This is a genomic window from Myxococcales bacterium, assembly GCA_016717005.1.
Lineage (GTDB): Bacteria > Myxococcota_A > Polyangia > Haliangiales > Haliangiaceae > UBA2376.
In genome coordinates this window covers 209,635-227,197 of the sequence record JADJUF010000041.1, presented here as the reverse complement: position 1 = coordinate 227,197, position 17,563 = coordinate 209,635, and the positions used below count along the sequence as shown (strand labels likewise).

The 17,563-nt window shown below is 73.7% G+C and carries 8 protein-coding genes and 1 pseudogene; 4 read left to right on the top strand and 5 right to left on the bottom strand.

Translation table 11 applies throughout. The annotated features are described in order from the left end of the window. Nucleotides 1–67: 67 nt before the first annotated feature. Both IPL61_37875 and IPL61_37870 read right to left on the bottom strand, forming a co-directional pair. Nucleotides 68–2,350, bottom strand: a complete 2,283-nt coding sequence (locus IPL61_37875; protein MBK9036961.1) for a S46 family peptidase — start codon at nucleotides 2,348–2,350, stop codon at nucleotides 68–70. Between the two features lie 106 nt (nucleotides 2,351–2,456). After that, nucleotides 2,457–3,587, bottom strand: a complete 1,131-nt coding sequence (locus IPL61_37870) for a hypothetical protein (protein MBK9036960.1) — start codon at nucleotides 3,585–3,587, stop codon at nucleotides 2,457–2,459. On the opposite strand from IPL61_37870, the gene IPL61_37865 reads away from it, so the two are divergent. The 4 genes and pseudogenes from IPL61_37865 (at nucleotide 3,582) to IPL61_37850 (ending at nucleotide 12,928) form a co-directional block, all read left to right on the top strand. After that, nucleotides 3,582–4,964 carry a phenylacetate--CoA ligase family protein gene (locus IPL61_37865; GenBank protein ID MBK9036959.1) on the top strand — a complete coding sequence of 461 codons (1,383 nt, stop codon included), beginning with the start codon at nucleotides 3,582–3,584 and terminating at the stop codon, nucleotides 4,962–4,964. The genes IPL61_37870 and IPL61_37865 overlap by 6 nt on opposite strands. A 65-nt stretch (nucleotides 4,965–5,029) precedes the next feature. Continuing rightward, nucleotides 5,030–6,577: pseudogene (locus IPL61_37860) on the top strand (DUF11 domain-containing protein). A gap of 289 nt (nucleotides 6,578–6,866) precedes the next feature. Beyond that, on the top strand, nucleotides 6,867–7,754 hold the full coding sequence (locus IPL61_37855) for a tandem-95 repeat protein (protein MBK9036958.1): 888 nt from the start codon (nucleotides 6,867–6,869) through the stop codon (nucleotides 7,752–7,754). After that, entirely contained in the window at nucleotides 7,751–12,928 is a 5,178-nt protein-coding gene (locus tag IPL61_37850; GenBank protein ID MBK9036957.1) for a tandem-95 repeat protein, read from the top strand. Before IPL61_37855 ends, IPL61_37850 begins: the two co-directional genes overlap by 4 nt. 183 nt (nucleotides 12,929–13,111) lie before the next feature. Here the strand turns inward: IPL61_37850 and IPL61_37845 are convergent, their stop codons facing one another. Genes IPL61_37845 through IPL61_37835 form a run of 3 tightly spaced genes read right to left on the bottom strand, consistent with a single transcriptional unit; the run spans nucleotide 13,112 to nucleotide 17,540 of the window. Beyond that, nucleotides 13,112–14,476, bottom strand: coding sequence for a hypothetical protein (locus IPL61_37845; protein ID MBK9036956.1), 1,365 nt, complete (start codon nucleotides 14,474–14,476; stop codon nucleotides 13,112–13,114). Next, nucleotides 14,473–15,093: a class I SAM-dependent methyltransferase gene (locus IPL61_37840; protein ID MBK9036955.1), complete on the bottom strand. Its 621-nt coding sequence runs from the start codon at nucleotides 15,091–15,093 to the stop codon at nucleotides 14,473–14,475. Before IPL61_37840 ends, IPL61_37845 begins: the two co-directional genes overlap by 4 nt. Nucleotides 15,094–15,125: 32 nt before the next feature. After that, nucleotides 15,126–17,540 (bottom strand): MMPL family transporter, encoded by a 2,415-nt coding sequence (locus IPL61_37835; protein MBK9036954.1) that lies wholly within the window; start codon nucleotides 17,538–17,540, stop codon nucleotides 15,126–15,128. Between the last annotated feature and the right edge of the window lie 23 nt (nucleotides 17,541–17,563).

Sequence of the window (17,563 nt, the reverse complement as noted above, 5' to 3'; positions counted from 1 at the left end):
TAACCAGCGGCGATCACAGCGCGCGCAAGCCGTCGGTCGGGCACCGGCCCGGACCTCGCCGGCCGCGTCACATGCTGGGCGTGACGCCCATCTCGGTCAGCAGGTGATCGGCGCCGTCGATCGAGTCCATGATCCACAGCGCGTAGCGGATGTCGGCGTGGATCGATCGGGTGATCGCCGGGTCGAACACGACGTCGGACGACACGCTCTCGGCGGTGCCGTCGAACAGCAGGCCGATCAGCTCGCCCCGCGCGTTGAACGTCGGCGACCCCGAGTTGCCGCCGGTGGTGTCGACGTCGGACAGGAAGTCGACCGGCACCTCGCCCAGGGTCGGGTCGGCGTAGGGGCCCCAGGCCTTGGCCTTGATCGCCGCGAGCAGCGCCGGCGGGGCGTCGAACGGCTCCTCGCCCTTGTCCTTGGCCAGGATCTCGCTGGCCTTGGTGAACGGCGCGCCGGGGCCGCGCCGCTTGACCGTGCCGTAGGTGACACGCAGCGTCGAGTTGGCGTCGGGCGCGAGCGCGCCGTCGAGCGCCTCGCGCATCGCGATCGCGTACTTCGGCGCCAGCAGCAGGCGCGCGCCGGCGCGGGCCTCGCGCTCCTCCTCGAACGCCTTGAGCAGCGGCCGCATCGCCACCGCCACGCGCACGATCGGGTCCTTGGACTTCGCCAGCTCCTTGGTGGTGCCCTTGGTCAGCAGCCTCAGCCGGACCTTCTCGTCGGTGAGCGTCGTGCCCTTGTACCACTCGGCGATCCGGGCATCGACCAGCGCCGCGTCGAGCGCCTGGCCCTTGGCCGGCCGCAGCATCGTCGCGAGCCACGGCCGGTCGGCCTCGGGCAGCGCCAGCGCGCGCACCAGCGCCAGCTTGAGCAGCGTGCGGTCGATGTCGGGATCGAACTGCGACGCCATCTGCTTCTGCTGGTTGATCAGGTCGGGCAGGTCGCGGGCCTGGAACCCGGCCTTGCGGTCGGCGTCCTTCTTGGGCCGCTCCTCGGCCATGCGCACGAGCAGGTTGGCGACGTTCAGCATCGTCGAGCCGCTGGCCGCCCGCGCGAACACGCTGTCGACGTTGGCGGTCTTGCGGGCCTCGGTGAACGTGTCCTCGAGCGCGGCGATCGCCTGGGCGTAGTCCTCGTGACCGGGCTGGGCCGCCCACGCGCGGACCTTGTCGTCGAGCCGCTGCTTGGTCGCGAGGGTGTCGCCGCGCTGGAGGCCGGCCAGGGTGCTCTGCTGGTTCTCGAGCGCGTTCTGGACGAACTGCTTGAACATGTTGGCCTTGATCGCGGTCATGCCGCCCTTGGCCGCCAGCTGGGTGAGCGCGTCGTAGAACTCCTGGATCTGCGCGATGCGCTGCGGGTACGAGAAGTCGACGTCGAACTTCACCTCCGAGTAGGTGGTGATGCGCTCGGTCCGGCCCGGGTAGCCCGCGACCATGACGAAGTCGCTCTCGACCAGCGGCGTCGTCGCGACCTTCAGGAAGTGCGCCGGGTGGTACGGGACGTTGTCGGCGGCGAAGTCCGCGGCCTTGCCATCCTTACCGACGTACGCGCGAAAGAACGAGTAGTCGCCGGTGTGGCGCGGCCACGCCCAGTTGTCGATCTCGCCGCCGTAGTTGCCGATCGCGCGCGCCGGCGCGTGGACCAGACGGATGTCGCGCAGCTCGAGCTGCTCGATCAGCTGGAACTCGGCGCCGCGGTAGAAGCTGGCGACCTCGCACTTGATCGCGGGGCGGCCCTGCTCGCACGCGGCCACCAGCGCCTTCTCGCGCCGCTCGACGTCCTTGGTGCGCTTGCCGGGATCGGCGATGTCCGCGAGGCCGTCGGTCATCTCCTTGGTCACGTCGCGCGACGCCTGGGTGATGTAGACGTGCTGGGTCGGGCCCGCCGACAGCTCGTCGGCGCGGGTCTTGGCCAGGAAGCCGTGCTCGACGAGGTTGCGCTCGGGCGTCGAGTTGACCTGCAGCGCCTGCTGGACGCAGTGGTGGTTGGTGATGATCAGGCCGTCGGGCGAGACGAACGAGCCGGTGCAGCCGCCGAGCGACACCACCGCGGCCAGCGGCTCCTTGGTCGGATCGGCGAGATCGGCGGCGGCGATCGGCACGCCCATCGCGGTCAGGTTGGTAGCGTGGATCGGCAGCGTCATCTGCCGCGGCATCCACATGCCGCCGGGATCGACGTAGGCGCGGCGCGCCGCGAGGGCGGGATCGACCGGCGTCGTCTCGACGACGCCACCGCCGCCACCGCCGCCGCCGCCCCCACCGCCACCGCCGCCGCCGCTACGTTGTGTACGCGTGCCGCCGCCGCAGGCGACCGCGGCAGCGACGAGGACAGACACCAGGATGCGCAGCTTCACGGGCCGGTCGTACCACGGTGCCGCGTCGACGGTGGCTCACCAGCGCTCACCGCGCTGCGTGCGACAACCTGCGACCGGTGCGACCGGTGCGACGGTGGGCGCGCGCTCACGTTGCGATCGGCGGCGGCGGCACGACGTAGTCACGCCACGGGCTGGGATCGCCGGCCTTGCCGTCCATCGCGGCGCGCGCGAGGTTGTACATCTCGCGCGCGGTCACGTAGTGCAGCTTCCAGCGGACGCCGTCGTTGTAGCGCTCGGTCAGGTGCGCGTGCATGGCCCGGCCCTCGTCGCCCAGCAGCGACGCCGTGGTCTTCTCGAGCGCGCCGTGGGTGTGGACCTTGACGAACACCCAGTCGGGGCGGCCGGCGACGTGGATGCCCTGGGCGATCCACGAGTCGACGCGGTCCGGCGTCGGCGGATCGTCGCCGGTCACCGCGCCGTTCTCGATGCGCGCGCCGAACCGCCCCTTGCGCACCAGCGCCAGCGGGCCGGTGATCATCAGCAGGCGATCGTCGTAGGCGTGGCCCAGGCGCGCGCGCTCGCCGGCGTCGTAGCTGCGGCGCCGGCGCAGATCGCCGGTCGGCCAGTAGATCGCGTTGACCATGTCGGACTGGCACGGGTCGGGCGCCGACGGGAACGTGTAGTCGGCGTAGCAGCCGAGCTTCCACAGGAGCGGCAGCTCGGCGTCGACGCCGCACCAGCGCCGATCGGGGCGGCCGTTGGCCAGGCTCCAGTTGCCGTGGATGAACGCCCACGCGAACGCCTCGCCCTGGCGCGACAGGTGGCCGTGGCCGGCGAACTTCGCGAGCGTGTCCTCGAGCTTCGCCGTGAGCGACGCCTCGGTGTCGCCGTCGTGGTGCAGGTGGACCTCGACCTCCCCGAGGCCGGCCCGGGCCAGCGTCGCCAGATCGTCGAGGAACTCGGGCCGGTACTCCTCGCCCGGGAAGAAGAACGAGTGGCGCGGCGGGTGGCCGTCGGCGTCGCGGAACTCGCCCAGGCGCGGGTAGTCGTCGCGCCAGGCCCGCACCCGAGCCAGGCCGGTGGCGTCGTCGGCCCCGGCCCACAGCGGCTCGTAGTGATCGCACATCGCGAACAGCACGTGGCGGGGGCCGTCGACGCGCGGGGTCAGGGCGGCGCGCACCAGGTGGCGGCCGTAGCCACGCAGCCAGGTGTGCAGGTTCTTCTTGCGCAAGCGGGACAGCACGCGGGCCGCGATGCTACTACGACGCCGATGGATCTGTACGGTCGCCTCCTCGGCAACGTGCTCTATCCGGGCTGGGAGCGCCTGCGCGGCCGCGATCCCCACACCGTCGGGCGCATGCTCGAGCGCACGCAGTACGCGAGCGCCGCCGAGCTGGCGGACCTCCAGTCCGGCTACCTGCGCCGCCTGGTCCGCCACGCCTACCGCCACACGCCGTACTACCGCGCGCTGTGGGCCGCCGCGGGGCTCGGGCCCGAGGACATCAAGGACGTGCGCGACCTGGCGCGCCTGCCGGTGCTCGACAAGGCCGCGGCCCGCAGCAGCGTCGACGCGCGCATGGCCGACGCCCCGCCCCACGCGGTCGTGGTCAAGACCACCAGCGGCACCACCGGGGCGCCGCTGACCGTGCGCTACAACGCCGAGTCGCGGATCTGGCGCGACGCGACCCGCTGGCGCGGCTACGGCTGGGCCGGGTACCGCCCCGGCAACAAGGCGTTCCACTACTGGGGCGTGCTGGCGACCCCGGCGACCGGCTGGAAGAAGTGGAAGGTCGAGCTCGACCACACGCTGCGCCGCGATCACTACGTCGACTGCGGGCGCCGGGGCCCGGCCGAGCTCGACGACGCGATCGCGCAGCTGCGCCGGGTCCGGCCCGACGTGATGCTCGCGTACACCCAGGGCGCCGCGGCGCTGGCCCGCCACGTCAACCGCACCGGCGCCCGCACCTGGGACGATCTGCCGGTCATCTGCGGCGCCGAGCGCCTGTGGCCCAGCGACCGCGACGACATGGTCAAGGCGTTCGGGCCCGGCATCTTCGAGAGCTATGGCTGCCGCGAGGTCATGCTGATCGGCCACGAGTGCGATCGCCACGACGGCCTGCACGTGTCAGCCGAGACCATGATCGTCGAGGTGATCGTGCGCGAGGGCACCTCGGTCCGCGCGGCGCGACCTGGTGAAATCGGTGAGGTCGCCGTTACCGACCTGCACAACCTGTCGCAGCCGCTGATCCGCTACCTCGGCGGCGACCGGGCGATGATGCGGGGGCCCGAGCCGTGTGGGTGTGGACGCACCTTGCCGCGGATCGGTCCCATCGACGGACGCGTCACCGACACGCTGCGGGACGGCGCCGGCCAGCCGGTCAACGGGCTCTTGTTCAGCATCCTGTTCGTGTCGCTCAATGACGAGGCCCGGGAGTTCCAGATCGTCCAGCGCGCCAGCGGCGACCTGACGATCCGGGTCGTGATGACCGAGGCGGGCGCGCGCATCTCGCCGCACCTCGATCGGATCGCCGCCGAGTTCATCGGCAAGTACCTGCCGGGTGTCCGCTGGGCCTGGGAGTACCTCGACCAGATCCCCACGAGCGCCGCCGGCAAGCACCACATCGTGGTGGTCGAGCCGCGCGCGGTGGGGTAGCCGCGCCCCGAGCGTTACCCGCGGGGCGCTGGAGTGCCGGCGCCGCCTGGAGGATCCTGGGGGGCATGAGGAAGTGCTTCGCCTTGTTGCTGGCGGTGGTTGTCGGCGCGTGCGCCGCGACCGATGACGGTCGTCTTGACGACGACGCGGTCACCACGGCGCCGCAGGCGCTGGTGACGCCGTTCGGTGCCGGATCGCTCATCATCCCGATGGACACGACCTTCCAGGACACCGGCACGCTCCGCGCGTTCGGCCTCGTCTACCGCCTGCTGCAGAGCAACGTGCCGGTGCAGTGGGTGGCGTTGACCGGCAAGGCCGATCAGGGCATCGACTTCACGATCACGGCGCCCGCCACGGTCGTCAACCGCGAGACCGGCGCCGCCATCGCGCTGCCGGCGAGCTATCGCGGCGGGCCGTTCGTCATCGCCGCGGCCGACCGCGCCGCCGCCTTGCCGATCATCACCGCGTGGCTCGCGAGCGACACGGTCACCGTGGTCCACGACGTCACCGCCGGCACCTTCGCGGCCGACGTGCGTCGGACCCTGACCGCGGCGCCGAAGATCGGCGTGTTCCAGGATGGCAACGAGGCCATCGCGTACACCGACCTCAACGCGGCCGGCATCCCCGACTCGACCGGCGCGGCCTGGGCCCCGGGCTCGGTCGACGAGCTGTCCGAGGCCGCGCTGGCCGGGCCCACCGGCGACGGCAACACCGGCGGCAGCGGCGGCGACGGCGTCCTCAACGCCGGCGGGGTCCAGAACTACTGCCACGTCACGTCGATGCACTACGCGGGGAACGCCAACGCGGCGATCACCAACGAGGTGGTGCGCGAGGTGCGGACCTGGCTCGACTCCACGCCCAACACCCACGCGTTCATGCAGTGCCTCGCCGTGCAGACGTTCGAGAACAGCCCGCGCGGCTCGTACATCACCACCGGGGGCGGCATCGTCGAGGACACCAACACCACGCTGCCCGAGGCGGGCCGGACCCTGGTCAACCGGCAGCCGGACGACCTGCTGACGCAGTACCACGGCCCGATCGCCGGCGACTCGGGCTCGGTCGGCTCGATCGGGCTCAACGGCGGCGCCGCCGACTTCCGCCCCAACACCCAGATCCTGATCAACCAGAGCAACGGCTCGACGGCCCTGACCAACGCCTCGCGCGTGATGTGGGTGTCGGGGTACCTCGACGGCGACGCCACCAACGGCCGCGTCACCTACCTGGCGGGCCACAACTTCTCGGTCGCCACGCCGATCTCGACCAACGCCATGACCAACGGCGTGCGCCTGCTGCTCAACAGCATCTTCGAGTCGCCGTGCGCGCTGGCCACTGGCCAGCCGATCATGGCGATCACGAAGGCCGCGCCGGCGACGACCGTCGGCAACACGATCACGTTCACGCTCAGCTACGCCAACACCGGGACCTCGCCGGCCTACGACGTCACGATCACCGACCCGCTGCCCACCGGCACCTCGTTCGCCAGCGCGACCGGCGGCGGCGTGCTCGCGGGCAGCACGGTCACCTGGAACCTGGGCACCGTCGCCATCGGCGGCGCCGGGTCGGTGACCTTCACCGTCAACGTCGCGGCCGACGGCACGTACGCCAACACCGCCACGCTCAGCTATCGGGCCGGCACGACCACCCGGACCGCCACCAGCAACACCACGTCCACGGTCCGCAACGCCAACGTGCCGGTCGCGAACCCCGACGCCTTCTCGGTGCCGGAGGACAGCAGCACCGCGTTGAACGGTCCAGGCCAACGACACCGGCCTGGGCGACACGCCGATCGTCACGACCATCGCGATCGCGCCGACCCACGGCACCGCGACCGTCAACGGCGACGGGACGATCCAGTACACGCCGGCGCCGGACTACAACGGGCCCGACTCGTTCAGCTACACGGTGACCGACTCGACCGGCGAGAGCGCCACCGCGATCGTCACGGTCACGGTGACGCCGGTCAACGACACGCCGGTGGCGGTGGCGGACGCGGCGACGACGGCCGAGGACAGCGCCGTGACGATCGCGGTCCGGGCCAACGACACCGGCCTGGGCGACGGGCCGATCACGACGACGGCGGTGAGCGATCCGCCCAACGGCACCGCGACGATCACCGCCGCGGGCGCGGTCCTCTACACGCCCGACCCGAACTTCAGCGGGACCGACACGTTCACGTACACGATCCGCGACGCCGACGGCCAGACCTCGACGGCGACGGTCACGGTCACGGTGACGCCGGTCAACGACACGCCGGTGGCGGTGGCGGACGCGGCGACCGTGGCCGAGGACAGCGCCGCGACGATCGCGGTGCGGGCCAACGACACCGGCCTGGGCGACGGGCCGATCACGACGACGGCGGTGAGCGATCCGCCCAACGGCACCGCGACGATCACCGCGGCGGGCGCGGTCGTCTACACGCCCGACCCGAACTTCAACGGGACCGACACGTTCACGTACACGATCCGCGACGCCGACGGCCAGACCTCGACGGCGACGGTCACGGTCACGGTGACGCCGGTCAACGACACGCCGGTGGCCGTGGCCGACACCGCGACCACGGCTGAGGACACGGCCGTGACGATCGCGGTCCGGGCCAACGACACCGGCCTGGGCGACGGGCCGATCACGACCACGGCGGTGAGCGATCCGCCCAACGGCACCGCGACGATCAACGCCAGCGGCACGGTCACGTACGTGCCGAACCCGGACTTCAACGGCACCGACACGTTCACGTACACCGATCCGACGCCGACGGCCAGACCTCGACGGCGACGGTCACGGTCACGGTGACGCCGGTCAACGACACGCCGGTGGCGGTGGCCGACACCGCGACCACGGCTGAGGACACGGCCGTGACGATCGCGGTCCGGGCCAACGACACCGGCCTGGGCGACGGGCCGATCACGACCACGGCGGTGAGCGATCCGCCCAACGGCACCGCGACGATCACCGCGGCGGGCGCGGTCGTCTACACGCCCGACCCGAACTTCAACGGCACCGACACGTTCAGCTACACCGTGACCGACGCCGACGGCCAGACCTCGACGGCGACGGTCACGGTCACGGTGACGCCGGTCAACGACACGCCGGTGGCCGTGGCCGACACCGCGACCACGGCTGAGGACACGGCCGTGACGATCGCGGTCCGGGCCAACGACACCGGCCTGGGCGACGGGCCGATCACGACGACGGCGGTGAGCGATCCGCCCAACGGCACCGCGACGATCACCGCGGCGGGCGCGGTCGTCTACACGCCCGACCCGAACTTCAACGGCACCGACACGTTCACGTACACGATCCGCGACGCCGACGGCCAGACCTCGACGGCGACGGTCACGGTCACGGTGACGCCGGTCAACGACACGCCGGTGGCCGTGGCGGACGCGGCGACGACGGCTGAGGACACGGCCGCGACGATCGCGGTCCGGGCCAACGACACCGGCCTGGGCGACGGGCCGATCACGACGACGGCCACCGACCCGCCCAGCGGCACCGCGACGGTCAACGCCGACGGGACCATCACGTACACGCCGGATCCGAACTTCGTCGGCACCGACACGTTCAGCTACACCGTGACCGACGCCGACGGGCAGAGCTCGACCGCGACCGTGACCGTCACGGTCACGGCGGTCAACGACACGCCGGTGGCGGTGGCGGACGCGGCGACCGTGCCCGAGGACACGACGGCGGGCGTGACGGTCGCGGTCCAGGCCAACGACACCGGCCTCGGCGACGGGCCGATCACGACGACCGCGGTGAGCGCCCCGGCCAACGGCACCGCGACGATCAACGCCGACGGCACGGTCACGTACGTGCCCGGCCCGGACTTCAACGGCACCGACACGTTCACGTACACGATCCGCGACGCCGACGGCCAGACCTCGACGGCGACGGTCACGGTCACGGTGACGCCGGTCAACGACACGCCGGTCGCCAACCCCGACACGGCCACGGTCAGCGCGCCCGGCAGCACCACGATCGTCGTGCTCGGCAATGACACCGGCCTCGGCGATCGGCCGATCACCGTGACCGCGACCGACCCGCCCAACGGCACGGCCACGGTCAACGCCGACGGCACCGTCACCTACACGCCCGACGCCGGGTTCATGGGCACCGACACGTTCAGCTACACGATCACCGACGCCGACGGCCAGACGGCGACCGCGACCGTGACGGTGACCGTGCGGTCCGATCGCGACGGCGACGGCCTGACCGACGCCGAGGAGGAGCTGATCGGGACCGACCCCGACGACGCCGACAGCGACGATGACGGCGTGATCGACGGCGACGAGCCCAGCTACGACCTCGACAGCGACGGCGACGGGCTGATCAACGCGCTCGACCCTGACAGCGACAACGACGGGATCTTCGACGGCACCGAGCTGGGCGTGACCACGCCCGGCCCCGACACCGACGTCGGCGCCGGCCACTTCATCCCCGACGGCGACGCCGGCGACACGACCACCGACCCGCTCGACCCCGACACCGACGACGGCGGCGTGCCCGACGGCGCCGAGGACACCGATCACGACGGCATGGTCGATCCTGGCGAGCTCGACCCCAACGACCCGGCGGACGACGCCACGCCGCCGCCGGACCGTGACGGCGACGGCATCCCCGACGCGGTCGAGGAGCTGATCGGGACCGACCCCGACGACGCCGACAGCGACGACGACGGTGTGCTCGACGGCGCCGAGGCCAACTACACCGACGACACCGACGGCGACGGGCTGATCAACCCGCTCGACCCCGACAGCGACAACGACGGGATCTTCGATGGCACCGAGGTCGGCGTGACCACGCCCCACCCCGACACCGACGTCAGCGCCGGCCACTTCATCCCCGACCACGACCCGACCACCCACACCAGCATGGTCGACCGCGACACCGACCACGGCGGCGTGCCGGACGGCGCCGAGGACACCGACAAGGACGGCCAGGTCGATCCCGGCGAGCGCGACCCGCTCGATCCGGCCGACGACGTGACCCCGCCGTCGGATCGCGACGGCGACGGCCTGACCGACGCCGAGGAGGAGCTGATCGGGACCGATCCGGACGACGCCGACAGCGACGACGACGGCGTGCTCGACGGCGCCGAGGCCAACTACACCGACGACACCGACGGCGACGGGCTGATCAACCCGCTCGACCCCGACAGCGACAACGACGGCCTCTTCGACGGCACCGAGGTCGGCGTGACCACGCCCCACCCCGACACCGACGTCAGCGCCGGCCACTTCATCCCCGACCACGACCCGACCACCCACACCAGCATGGTCGACACCGACACCGACCACGGCGGCGTGCCCGACGGCGCCGAGGACACCGACAAGGACGGCCAGGTCGACGCCGGCGAGCGCGACCCGCTCGATCCGGCCGACGACGTGACCCCGCCGTCCGATCGCGACGGCGACGGCCTGACCGACGCTGAGGAGGAGCTGATCGGGACCGATCCCGACGACGCCGACAGCGACGACGACGGCGTGCTCGACGGCGCCGAGGCCAACTACACCGACGACACCGACGGGGACGGGCTCATCAACCCGCTCGACCCCGACAGCGACGGTGACGGCCTGTTCGACGGCACCGAGGTCGGCGTGACCACGGCGCACCCCGACACCGACGTCGGCGCCGGCCACTTCGTCCCCGACGCCGACCCGTCGACCCACACCAGCATGGTCGATCGCGACACCGATCATGGCGGCGTGCCCGACGGCGCCGAGGACACCGATCACGACGGCCAGGTCGATCCCGGCGAGCGCGACCCCAACGACCCGAGCGACGATCAGCCCGGCGACCGCGACAGCGACGGCGTGCTCGACCCGCTCGACAACTGCCCCGACGTGCCCAACGCCGACCAGGCCGATCTGGATCGCGACGGCCTCGGCGACGCCTGCGATGACGACGCCGACGGCGACGGCTTCATCGACGGCTACGGCGTCTCGGGCGGCGGCTGCGCCACCGCCGGCGCCGGCGGCGGCCTCGGCACCATGGCGCTCCTGACGCTGGCGCTCGGCGCGGTGCTGACGCGCCGGCGGCGGCGCCTGGCCGCCGCGGCCGTCGGCGTGCTCGGCCTGGGCGCGGCGGCCTCGACCGCGGCCGCGCAGGTCGCGACCGAGAAGCGCGACTTCTCGGTCGAGCGGTTCGAGCTGGCCAGCGACGCCGACGGGATCCTCGGCGTCGAGAGCGCCGCGCTGGGGCACCGCTGGGACTGGGACCTGCACCTGTGGCTCGGCTCGGCCGACGACCCGCTGGTGGTCTACATGGACGCCGACGGGCGCGAGCGCGTGGGCGCGCTGGTGGCCCAGCGCACCGGCGGCGAGCTCGGCGGCAGCGTCGTCCTGCACGAGCGCCTCGGCGTCGCGATCGACGCGCCGCTGATCCTGGCGCAGGACCGCGCGGCCATGGTCCCGGGCGTGGTCGGCATGCTGTCGGACGTCGGCGGGGTCGGCCTGGGCGACGTGCGCGTCAGCCCCAAGCTCCGGATCCTGCGCCAGGCGCACGAGCGCGTCGACCTGGCGCTGATCCCGACGCTGGTGCTCCCGACCGCCGCCGGCGTGGACTACCGCGGCGACGACGGGGCGATCTTCGCGCCGTCGCTGGCGGTGTCGCAGCGCCGCGACCGCGTGCGCTGGGCGGTCGACCTCGGCTACGCGTTCCGGCACAAGACCAGCGTCGGCAACCTGGTCGTCGACGACGAGCTGCGGGTCAAGGCCGGCGTCGGCGTGCGCGTGGCCCGTCGGCTCGAGCTGGCGGCGACGGTGTCGGCCGCGACCGCGGCCACCTCGCCGTTCACCGACTTCGCCCGCAACTACCTGGAGCTGGTCGGCGGTCCCACGGCGCAGGTCGGCGGGCGCTGGCAGGTGTTCGCGGCGGGCGGCGTCGGCCTGCGCGACGGCTACGGCACGCCCGACTGGCGCGCGCTGGCCGGCGTGCGGATCGGCGTCGGGGAGCACGGCGGGCCGATCGACTGGGACGGCGACGGCCTGATCGCGACCGATCAGTGCCCGCGCGATCCCGAGGACGTTGACGCCTTCCAGGACGAGGACGGCTGCAGCGACCCCGACAACGACGACGACGGCGTGCTCGACGTCGCCGACGGCGCGCCGCTCGACCCCGAGGACCAGGACGGCTTCGAGGACGGCGACGGCGTGCCCGATCCCGACAACGACGGCGACACGATCCTCGACGCGGTCGACGAGTGTCCGCTGGTGGCCGAGAACGTCAACGGCTACCAGGACGAGGACGGCTGCCCCGACGTCAAGGACACGGACGGCGACGGCATCCCCGACGACACCGACCAGTGCCCGGCCGAGGCCGAGGACGTCGATCGCTTCCAGGACGAGGACGGGTGCCCCGAGGACAACGACGGCGACGGCGTGCCCGACGCCAGCGATCGCTGCCCGTCCGAGCCGGGCCCAGCCGACAACCAGGGCTGCCCCGACACCGACCGCGACGGTGACACCGTGGTCGACCGGCTCGACAACTGCCCGGATGAGCGCGGCACGGTCGCCAACCACGGCTGCAAGGACAAGCAGCTCGCGGTGCTCGGCGCCGGCGGGATCGAGATCCTCGACGTGGTCTACTTCAAGACCAACAAGGACATCATCCAGAGCCGCTCGTTCAAGCTGCTCAACAGCGTCGCGGCGATCATCCGCAACCACCCCGAGCTGGCGTCGATCACGGTCGAAGGCCACACCGACGACCGCGGCGACGACGCCTACAACCTCGACCTGTCGCAGCGGCGCGCCGAGTCGGTCCGCCGCTACCTGATCGGCAAGGGCATCGACGGCGCGCGGCTCGAGGCCAAGGGCTACGGTGAGACCCGGCCGATCGGGCCCAACGACACCAACGCCCACCGGTCGGCCAACCGCCGCGTCGAGTTCAAGGTCGGGACCGTGGCCTCGGCCAACACCGGGCCGACCACCGACACGATGGATCCGGGCGACGAGGCGCTGCCGTGATCGCCGGCTGAGCGGGGAGCGACGGGCATCGGCGGCGAGGTCCGTCGATGGCCCGTGGCTCGACGTCGCGACTGGGCCCGACGCGGCCGGGGGGGCGGGACCGCGTCGGCGCGTCCCACGGTGTCGGTCAGCGGTCGCAGCGTGGACGCGGGCGCTTCGTGACCGTGCGGCCGCCGCCCCGCGCTAGCGGCGCTGGCCGACGCCCGCGAGCAACTCGTCGAGCAGCGCCGCGGCGCCGGCCGCGCCGCCGGTCAGGCCCGAGCCGCACGCGGTGATCGCGACCCGGGCGCCGTCGTCGACGATGGTGATCACGCAGGCGCCGAGCGGGTCAGCGGCGGTGGCGAGCCGCGGCGGCGGCGACACGGCGCAGGTCGGGGCGATCGGCACGTCGACGCGGATCCGCGACAGGCTCGCGCGGCCGCCGAGCACCTCGGCGAAGCGATCGAGCGCGGGGGACCGGCTCGCGCCGATGCTCTTGCGCTTCCAGGCGACCGGCACCGGGACCGCGCGCGCCGCCGCGAGCATGCGCGACACCAGGCCGGCGCCGTCGGCCTCGCGGGCCAGCGTCGCGCGGGCGCGAGCCTCGAACGCCGCGTAGGGCTCGGGGATGCCGCGCTCGCACCGCACGCTGACCGCGGCCGAGACCACGCGGTGGCGCCGGCGGTTGGGATCGCCGAACCGGCCCGGGGCCACCGGCACCTGCAGCGTCGGCGAGAACCGCGCGTCGATCCGCCCCACCCGTCGGTGCAAGATCACCCCGAGCGCGTACGTCAGCGGCAGCACCCGGGGCGCCGGCAGCGGCAGCTCGCGCCAGGCCACGTCGAGCGGCACCGGATCGGCGACCGGCGCCAGGCGCGGCAGGGGCGCCAGCGCGGTGGTCGCGGCGCCGGGCGGCGCCAGCTCGTTGATCCGCGCGGTGATCCGGGTGTGGCCGTAGCCGTCGATCACCAGGTGGCAGGTCGTGCAGGTCGCGAGGGCGCCGGCCCGGCCGAGCCCGAGCCAGGGCCCGCGGCCGCCGCGCCACCCGCGGCGATGGCCGTGGCGCGCGACCTCGATGGGATCGTCGCCGAGCGAGACGCACACGAACGGGATCGCGGCGACCGGCGGGGGCGGCGCGGCCCCCGCGATCAGCGCGGCGAGCTGGGCCGGCAGCTCCGGCGCGTCGAGCTCGGCCACGAGCACGCGCTCGCCGACGGCGAACGCCGCGGCCGTGAGCGCGCTGGGCTCGAGCACCGTGACGTCGCCCTTGCGCAGCGTCACCGCCAGCGGCTGATCGGGCAGCGCGCCGTCGAGCTCGCGGATCGCGGTGCGGGCCGCGCGGGCGCGGGCGATCGCGTCGGCGATCGGATCGGCCGGCGCCGGCGTCACGTGGGCGAGCAGCGCGTCGGCGTCGGGGTCGGCGTCGCGCTTGACGTACCCGGCCCGGGCCGGCGCGGCCTCGGCCACCGCCACCGCGCCGGCGATCGGCCACCACCGCCAGTCGAGCTCGGCGATCGCCCCGAGCTCGTCGTGGAGCGACGCCGCGCGGCCCGCCCACGCGCGGATCACGCCAGCTCCAGCAGGTAGAACGGCTGGATCGGATCGGGCGCGAGGTCGCGCACGGTGAACCCGGCGGCCTCGGCCAGCCGCGCGATCTCGGCGGCGGGCGGGGCCGTACGCACGACCAGCGGGCCGAACACCCGCCGGAGCCGCGCCGAGCCGAGGCGATCGGCGTGGGCCGCGATCCGCGCGCGGTCGGCGGCCGGATCGATCTCGGCGATCACCACGCGATCGGTGACGACGCGGCGGAGCTCGCGCAGCGCCGCGGCGCGGTCGCGGACATGCCGGATCGCGGTCACGCACACCGCCACGTCGAACGCGCCATCGCCGAACGGCAGCGCCTCGCCGCGCGCGCGCACCACGCCGGCGCGCGCGAAGTCGCGGCTGGGATCGACGCCGACCGCCGCCAGGTGCGGATGGCGCGCGGCCGCGGCCGCGATGAAGGTGCCGGGGCCGCAGCCGAGGTCGAGCAGCCGGCGCGCGGTCGCGAGCCGCCGCGCCAGGCGGTCGAGCAGGCGCTGGTCGAAGTCGCCGAACGCCTGGCGCTCGTGGCGCGCGTAACGCCGGGCGCTGCTGCCCTCGAACGGGTGGCGGTAGAGCAGGCGGTCGAGGAGCGGCCGGAGCACGAGGATCGGGCCAGTATTCGCCGGCCCCGCGGTCACGGCAAGCGCGTGGGCGGCGGTCGTCGCCCTTCGAGCAGGATCAGCGTCGCTGGCAGGACGATCGTCGACGCGACGAACGTGGCGGTCACGCCGATCACCGCGGTCAGGCCCATCGCGCGCAGGCCGCCCTGGCGCGCGATGATGCTGGTGCCGAAGCCGACGAGCGTCGTGGCCGAGGCCAGCAGCGCCGCGACCCCGGTGGTCGCGAACACGGACCGCATCGAGCCCGGGCCGGCGCGGCCGTAGGCGTGCTGGATGTGGATGCCGTTGTCGATGCCGATGCCGACGATGCACGGCAGCAGCACCGCGTTGTAGCCGTTGAGCTGGATGCCGGTCACGACCAGGGCCGCGAGCGTCAGCGCGATCGCGAGCACCATCGTGGCCGCGACCAGCAGCACCGTCGTCGCGCGGCGGAAGTGGACCACCAGGGTCAAGAGCACCAGCAGCGACGCCAGCGCGAACGCGGTCGGCAGATCGCGTCGCACCAGGTCGGCCACCTCGAGCGGAAGGCGGCGCTCGTCGAGGAGCTGGATCGCGCCGGCGGCGCCGCCGGGCGCGGCCGCGGCCCGCGCGAGCAGGCGATCGAGCACGCCCTGCCAGGCCCGCATGACCCGGTCGCGGTACAGGCGGTTGTTGGGCCAGACGAACACGAACAGGCGGGCGCCGTCGACGGCGATCAGGCGGCGCCGCAGCGACGGCGGCAGCTCGTCGAGCGTCCACGGCCGGGCCTGGCCCAGCCGCGCGAGCAGGTCGATGGTCCGGCGCTGGCCGTCGGTCAGCGGGCCCGCGCCCTGCGCGCGCGCCAGCGTCGCGCGCAGCTCGGTCAGCAAGGCCGCGCGCTCGGGCAGCTGGTCCGGCATGAACCGGGCGACCGACAGCGCCGCGCGGATCGCGACCGGCTCGACCTCGAGGCCGGTGGTCGGCTCGCCGGCCTCGCGCTGTAGGGCCTCGGCGGCCTGCTCGACCCGGCGCGCGCTCGCGAGGTCGTCGACCATGATCACCGCCGGCGACAAGATCAGCCCGCGCTCGGCCTCGAGCCGCTCGGTGCGCTCGATCTCGGCGGCCGTCCCCTTGAGCTTGGCGAAGTCGTTCTCGAACGCGACCCGCGGCACCTGGGCCAGGCTCCACACCCCGGCCGCGAGCGCGACCCCGACGACGGCCGCGGCCACGGCGCGGGCCGCGCGGCTCGGGCCCGCCGCCGCGTGATCGCGGCGCTGGTCGGGATCGTCGACCGCGGCGCCGCCCGCGCCCGCGCCGCCGCGCGTGACGATCGGCGCCAGCGCCGGCACGACGACGTAGGTCGTGACGAACGTGACCAGCACGCCGGTGCCGCCGAGCAGCCCGAGCTCGCGGAAGCCGCGGAAGTCGACGACGGTCAGCGCGAAGAACGCCCCGGCGGTGGTGACCGCCGACGCCGCCGACGCGCCGATCGTCGCCCGCACCGCCACGTCCATCGCGTCGACGCGGGTGCGGCCGCCGCGCAGCTCGACCAGGAACCGGTAGTAGAGGTGGATGCCGAAATCGATCCCGAGCCCGACCAGCGCGGGGATCATGAAGGCCGACAGCAGGTTCAGCTTCGCGACCAGGAAGGTCGAGGCCACCAGCGTCAGCACGAGCGACAGCACGAGCGGGACCGCGATCACCAGCGGCCCCGCCAGGCGCCGGAACACCAGCGCCGTGATGAGCACGACCAGCACCAGCGCGATCGTGGTCGCGCGCGACAGGTCCTCCTTGGTCGCGCGCTGCTCGGCCAGGTGGATCGCCAGCCGCCCCGAGTAGCGCACGTCGACGCCGCGCGCGCGCGGGTCGATCCGCGCGAGCGCGGCGGTGACCGCGGCCACGCACTCGCGCAGCTGCGCCAGCTGGGCCGCGGGGATCCGCGGGCGGATCAGCACGAACAGCGCGTCGTCCGCCGAGGGCCGGAACCGCGCGCGCTCGGCCAGCGCCCGGGCCGCGATGGCGTCGCCGAGGGTCCGCACCGTGGCCCACCCGTCGAGCCCGGTCGGCGCCGCCGCGGTCGCGGCCTGCGCCGCCGCGACCAGGGCCGCGAGGTCGGCCAGCGGGATCAGGTACAGGCTGCGCTCGAGGAAGAACGCGTCGTCGACGCCGAGGTCGACCCAGGCGAATCGGGGATCGTCGGCCAGCGCCGCGGCCAGCGCGCGCCCGACCGCGGCCCGCGCCGGCGCCGGGCCGCGCAGCTCGACGACGAGGTCGGTGGTGCCGCCGCCCAGCTGGTCGCGCACCGCCTCGAACGCGCGCACCGTCGGCGAGTCGCGCGGCAGGAGCGCGCTGTAGTTGGCGTCGAAGCCGACCCGGGACATCAGCGCGCCGGCGACGATCGCGACGACCGCGGTCGCGGCCAGGATCCGCCACGGATGCCGGAGGATCCCCTGGAGCGCGGCGCGGAGCACGGCCCAGTCTAGAGCACCGCGCG

Excerpts from the sequence above, each read along its gene's own strand:
- IPL61_37865 (MBK9036959.1), top strand. The coding sequence starts at position 3,582 with ATGGATCTGTACGGTCGCCTCCTCGGCAACGTGCTCTATCCGGGCTGG.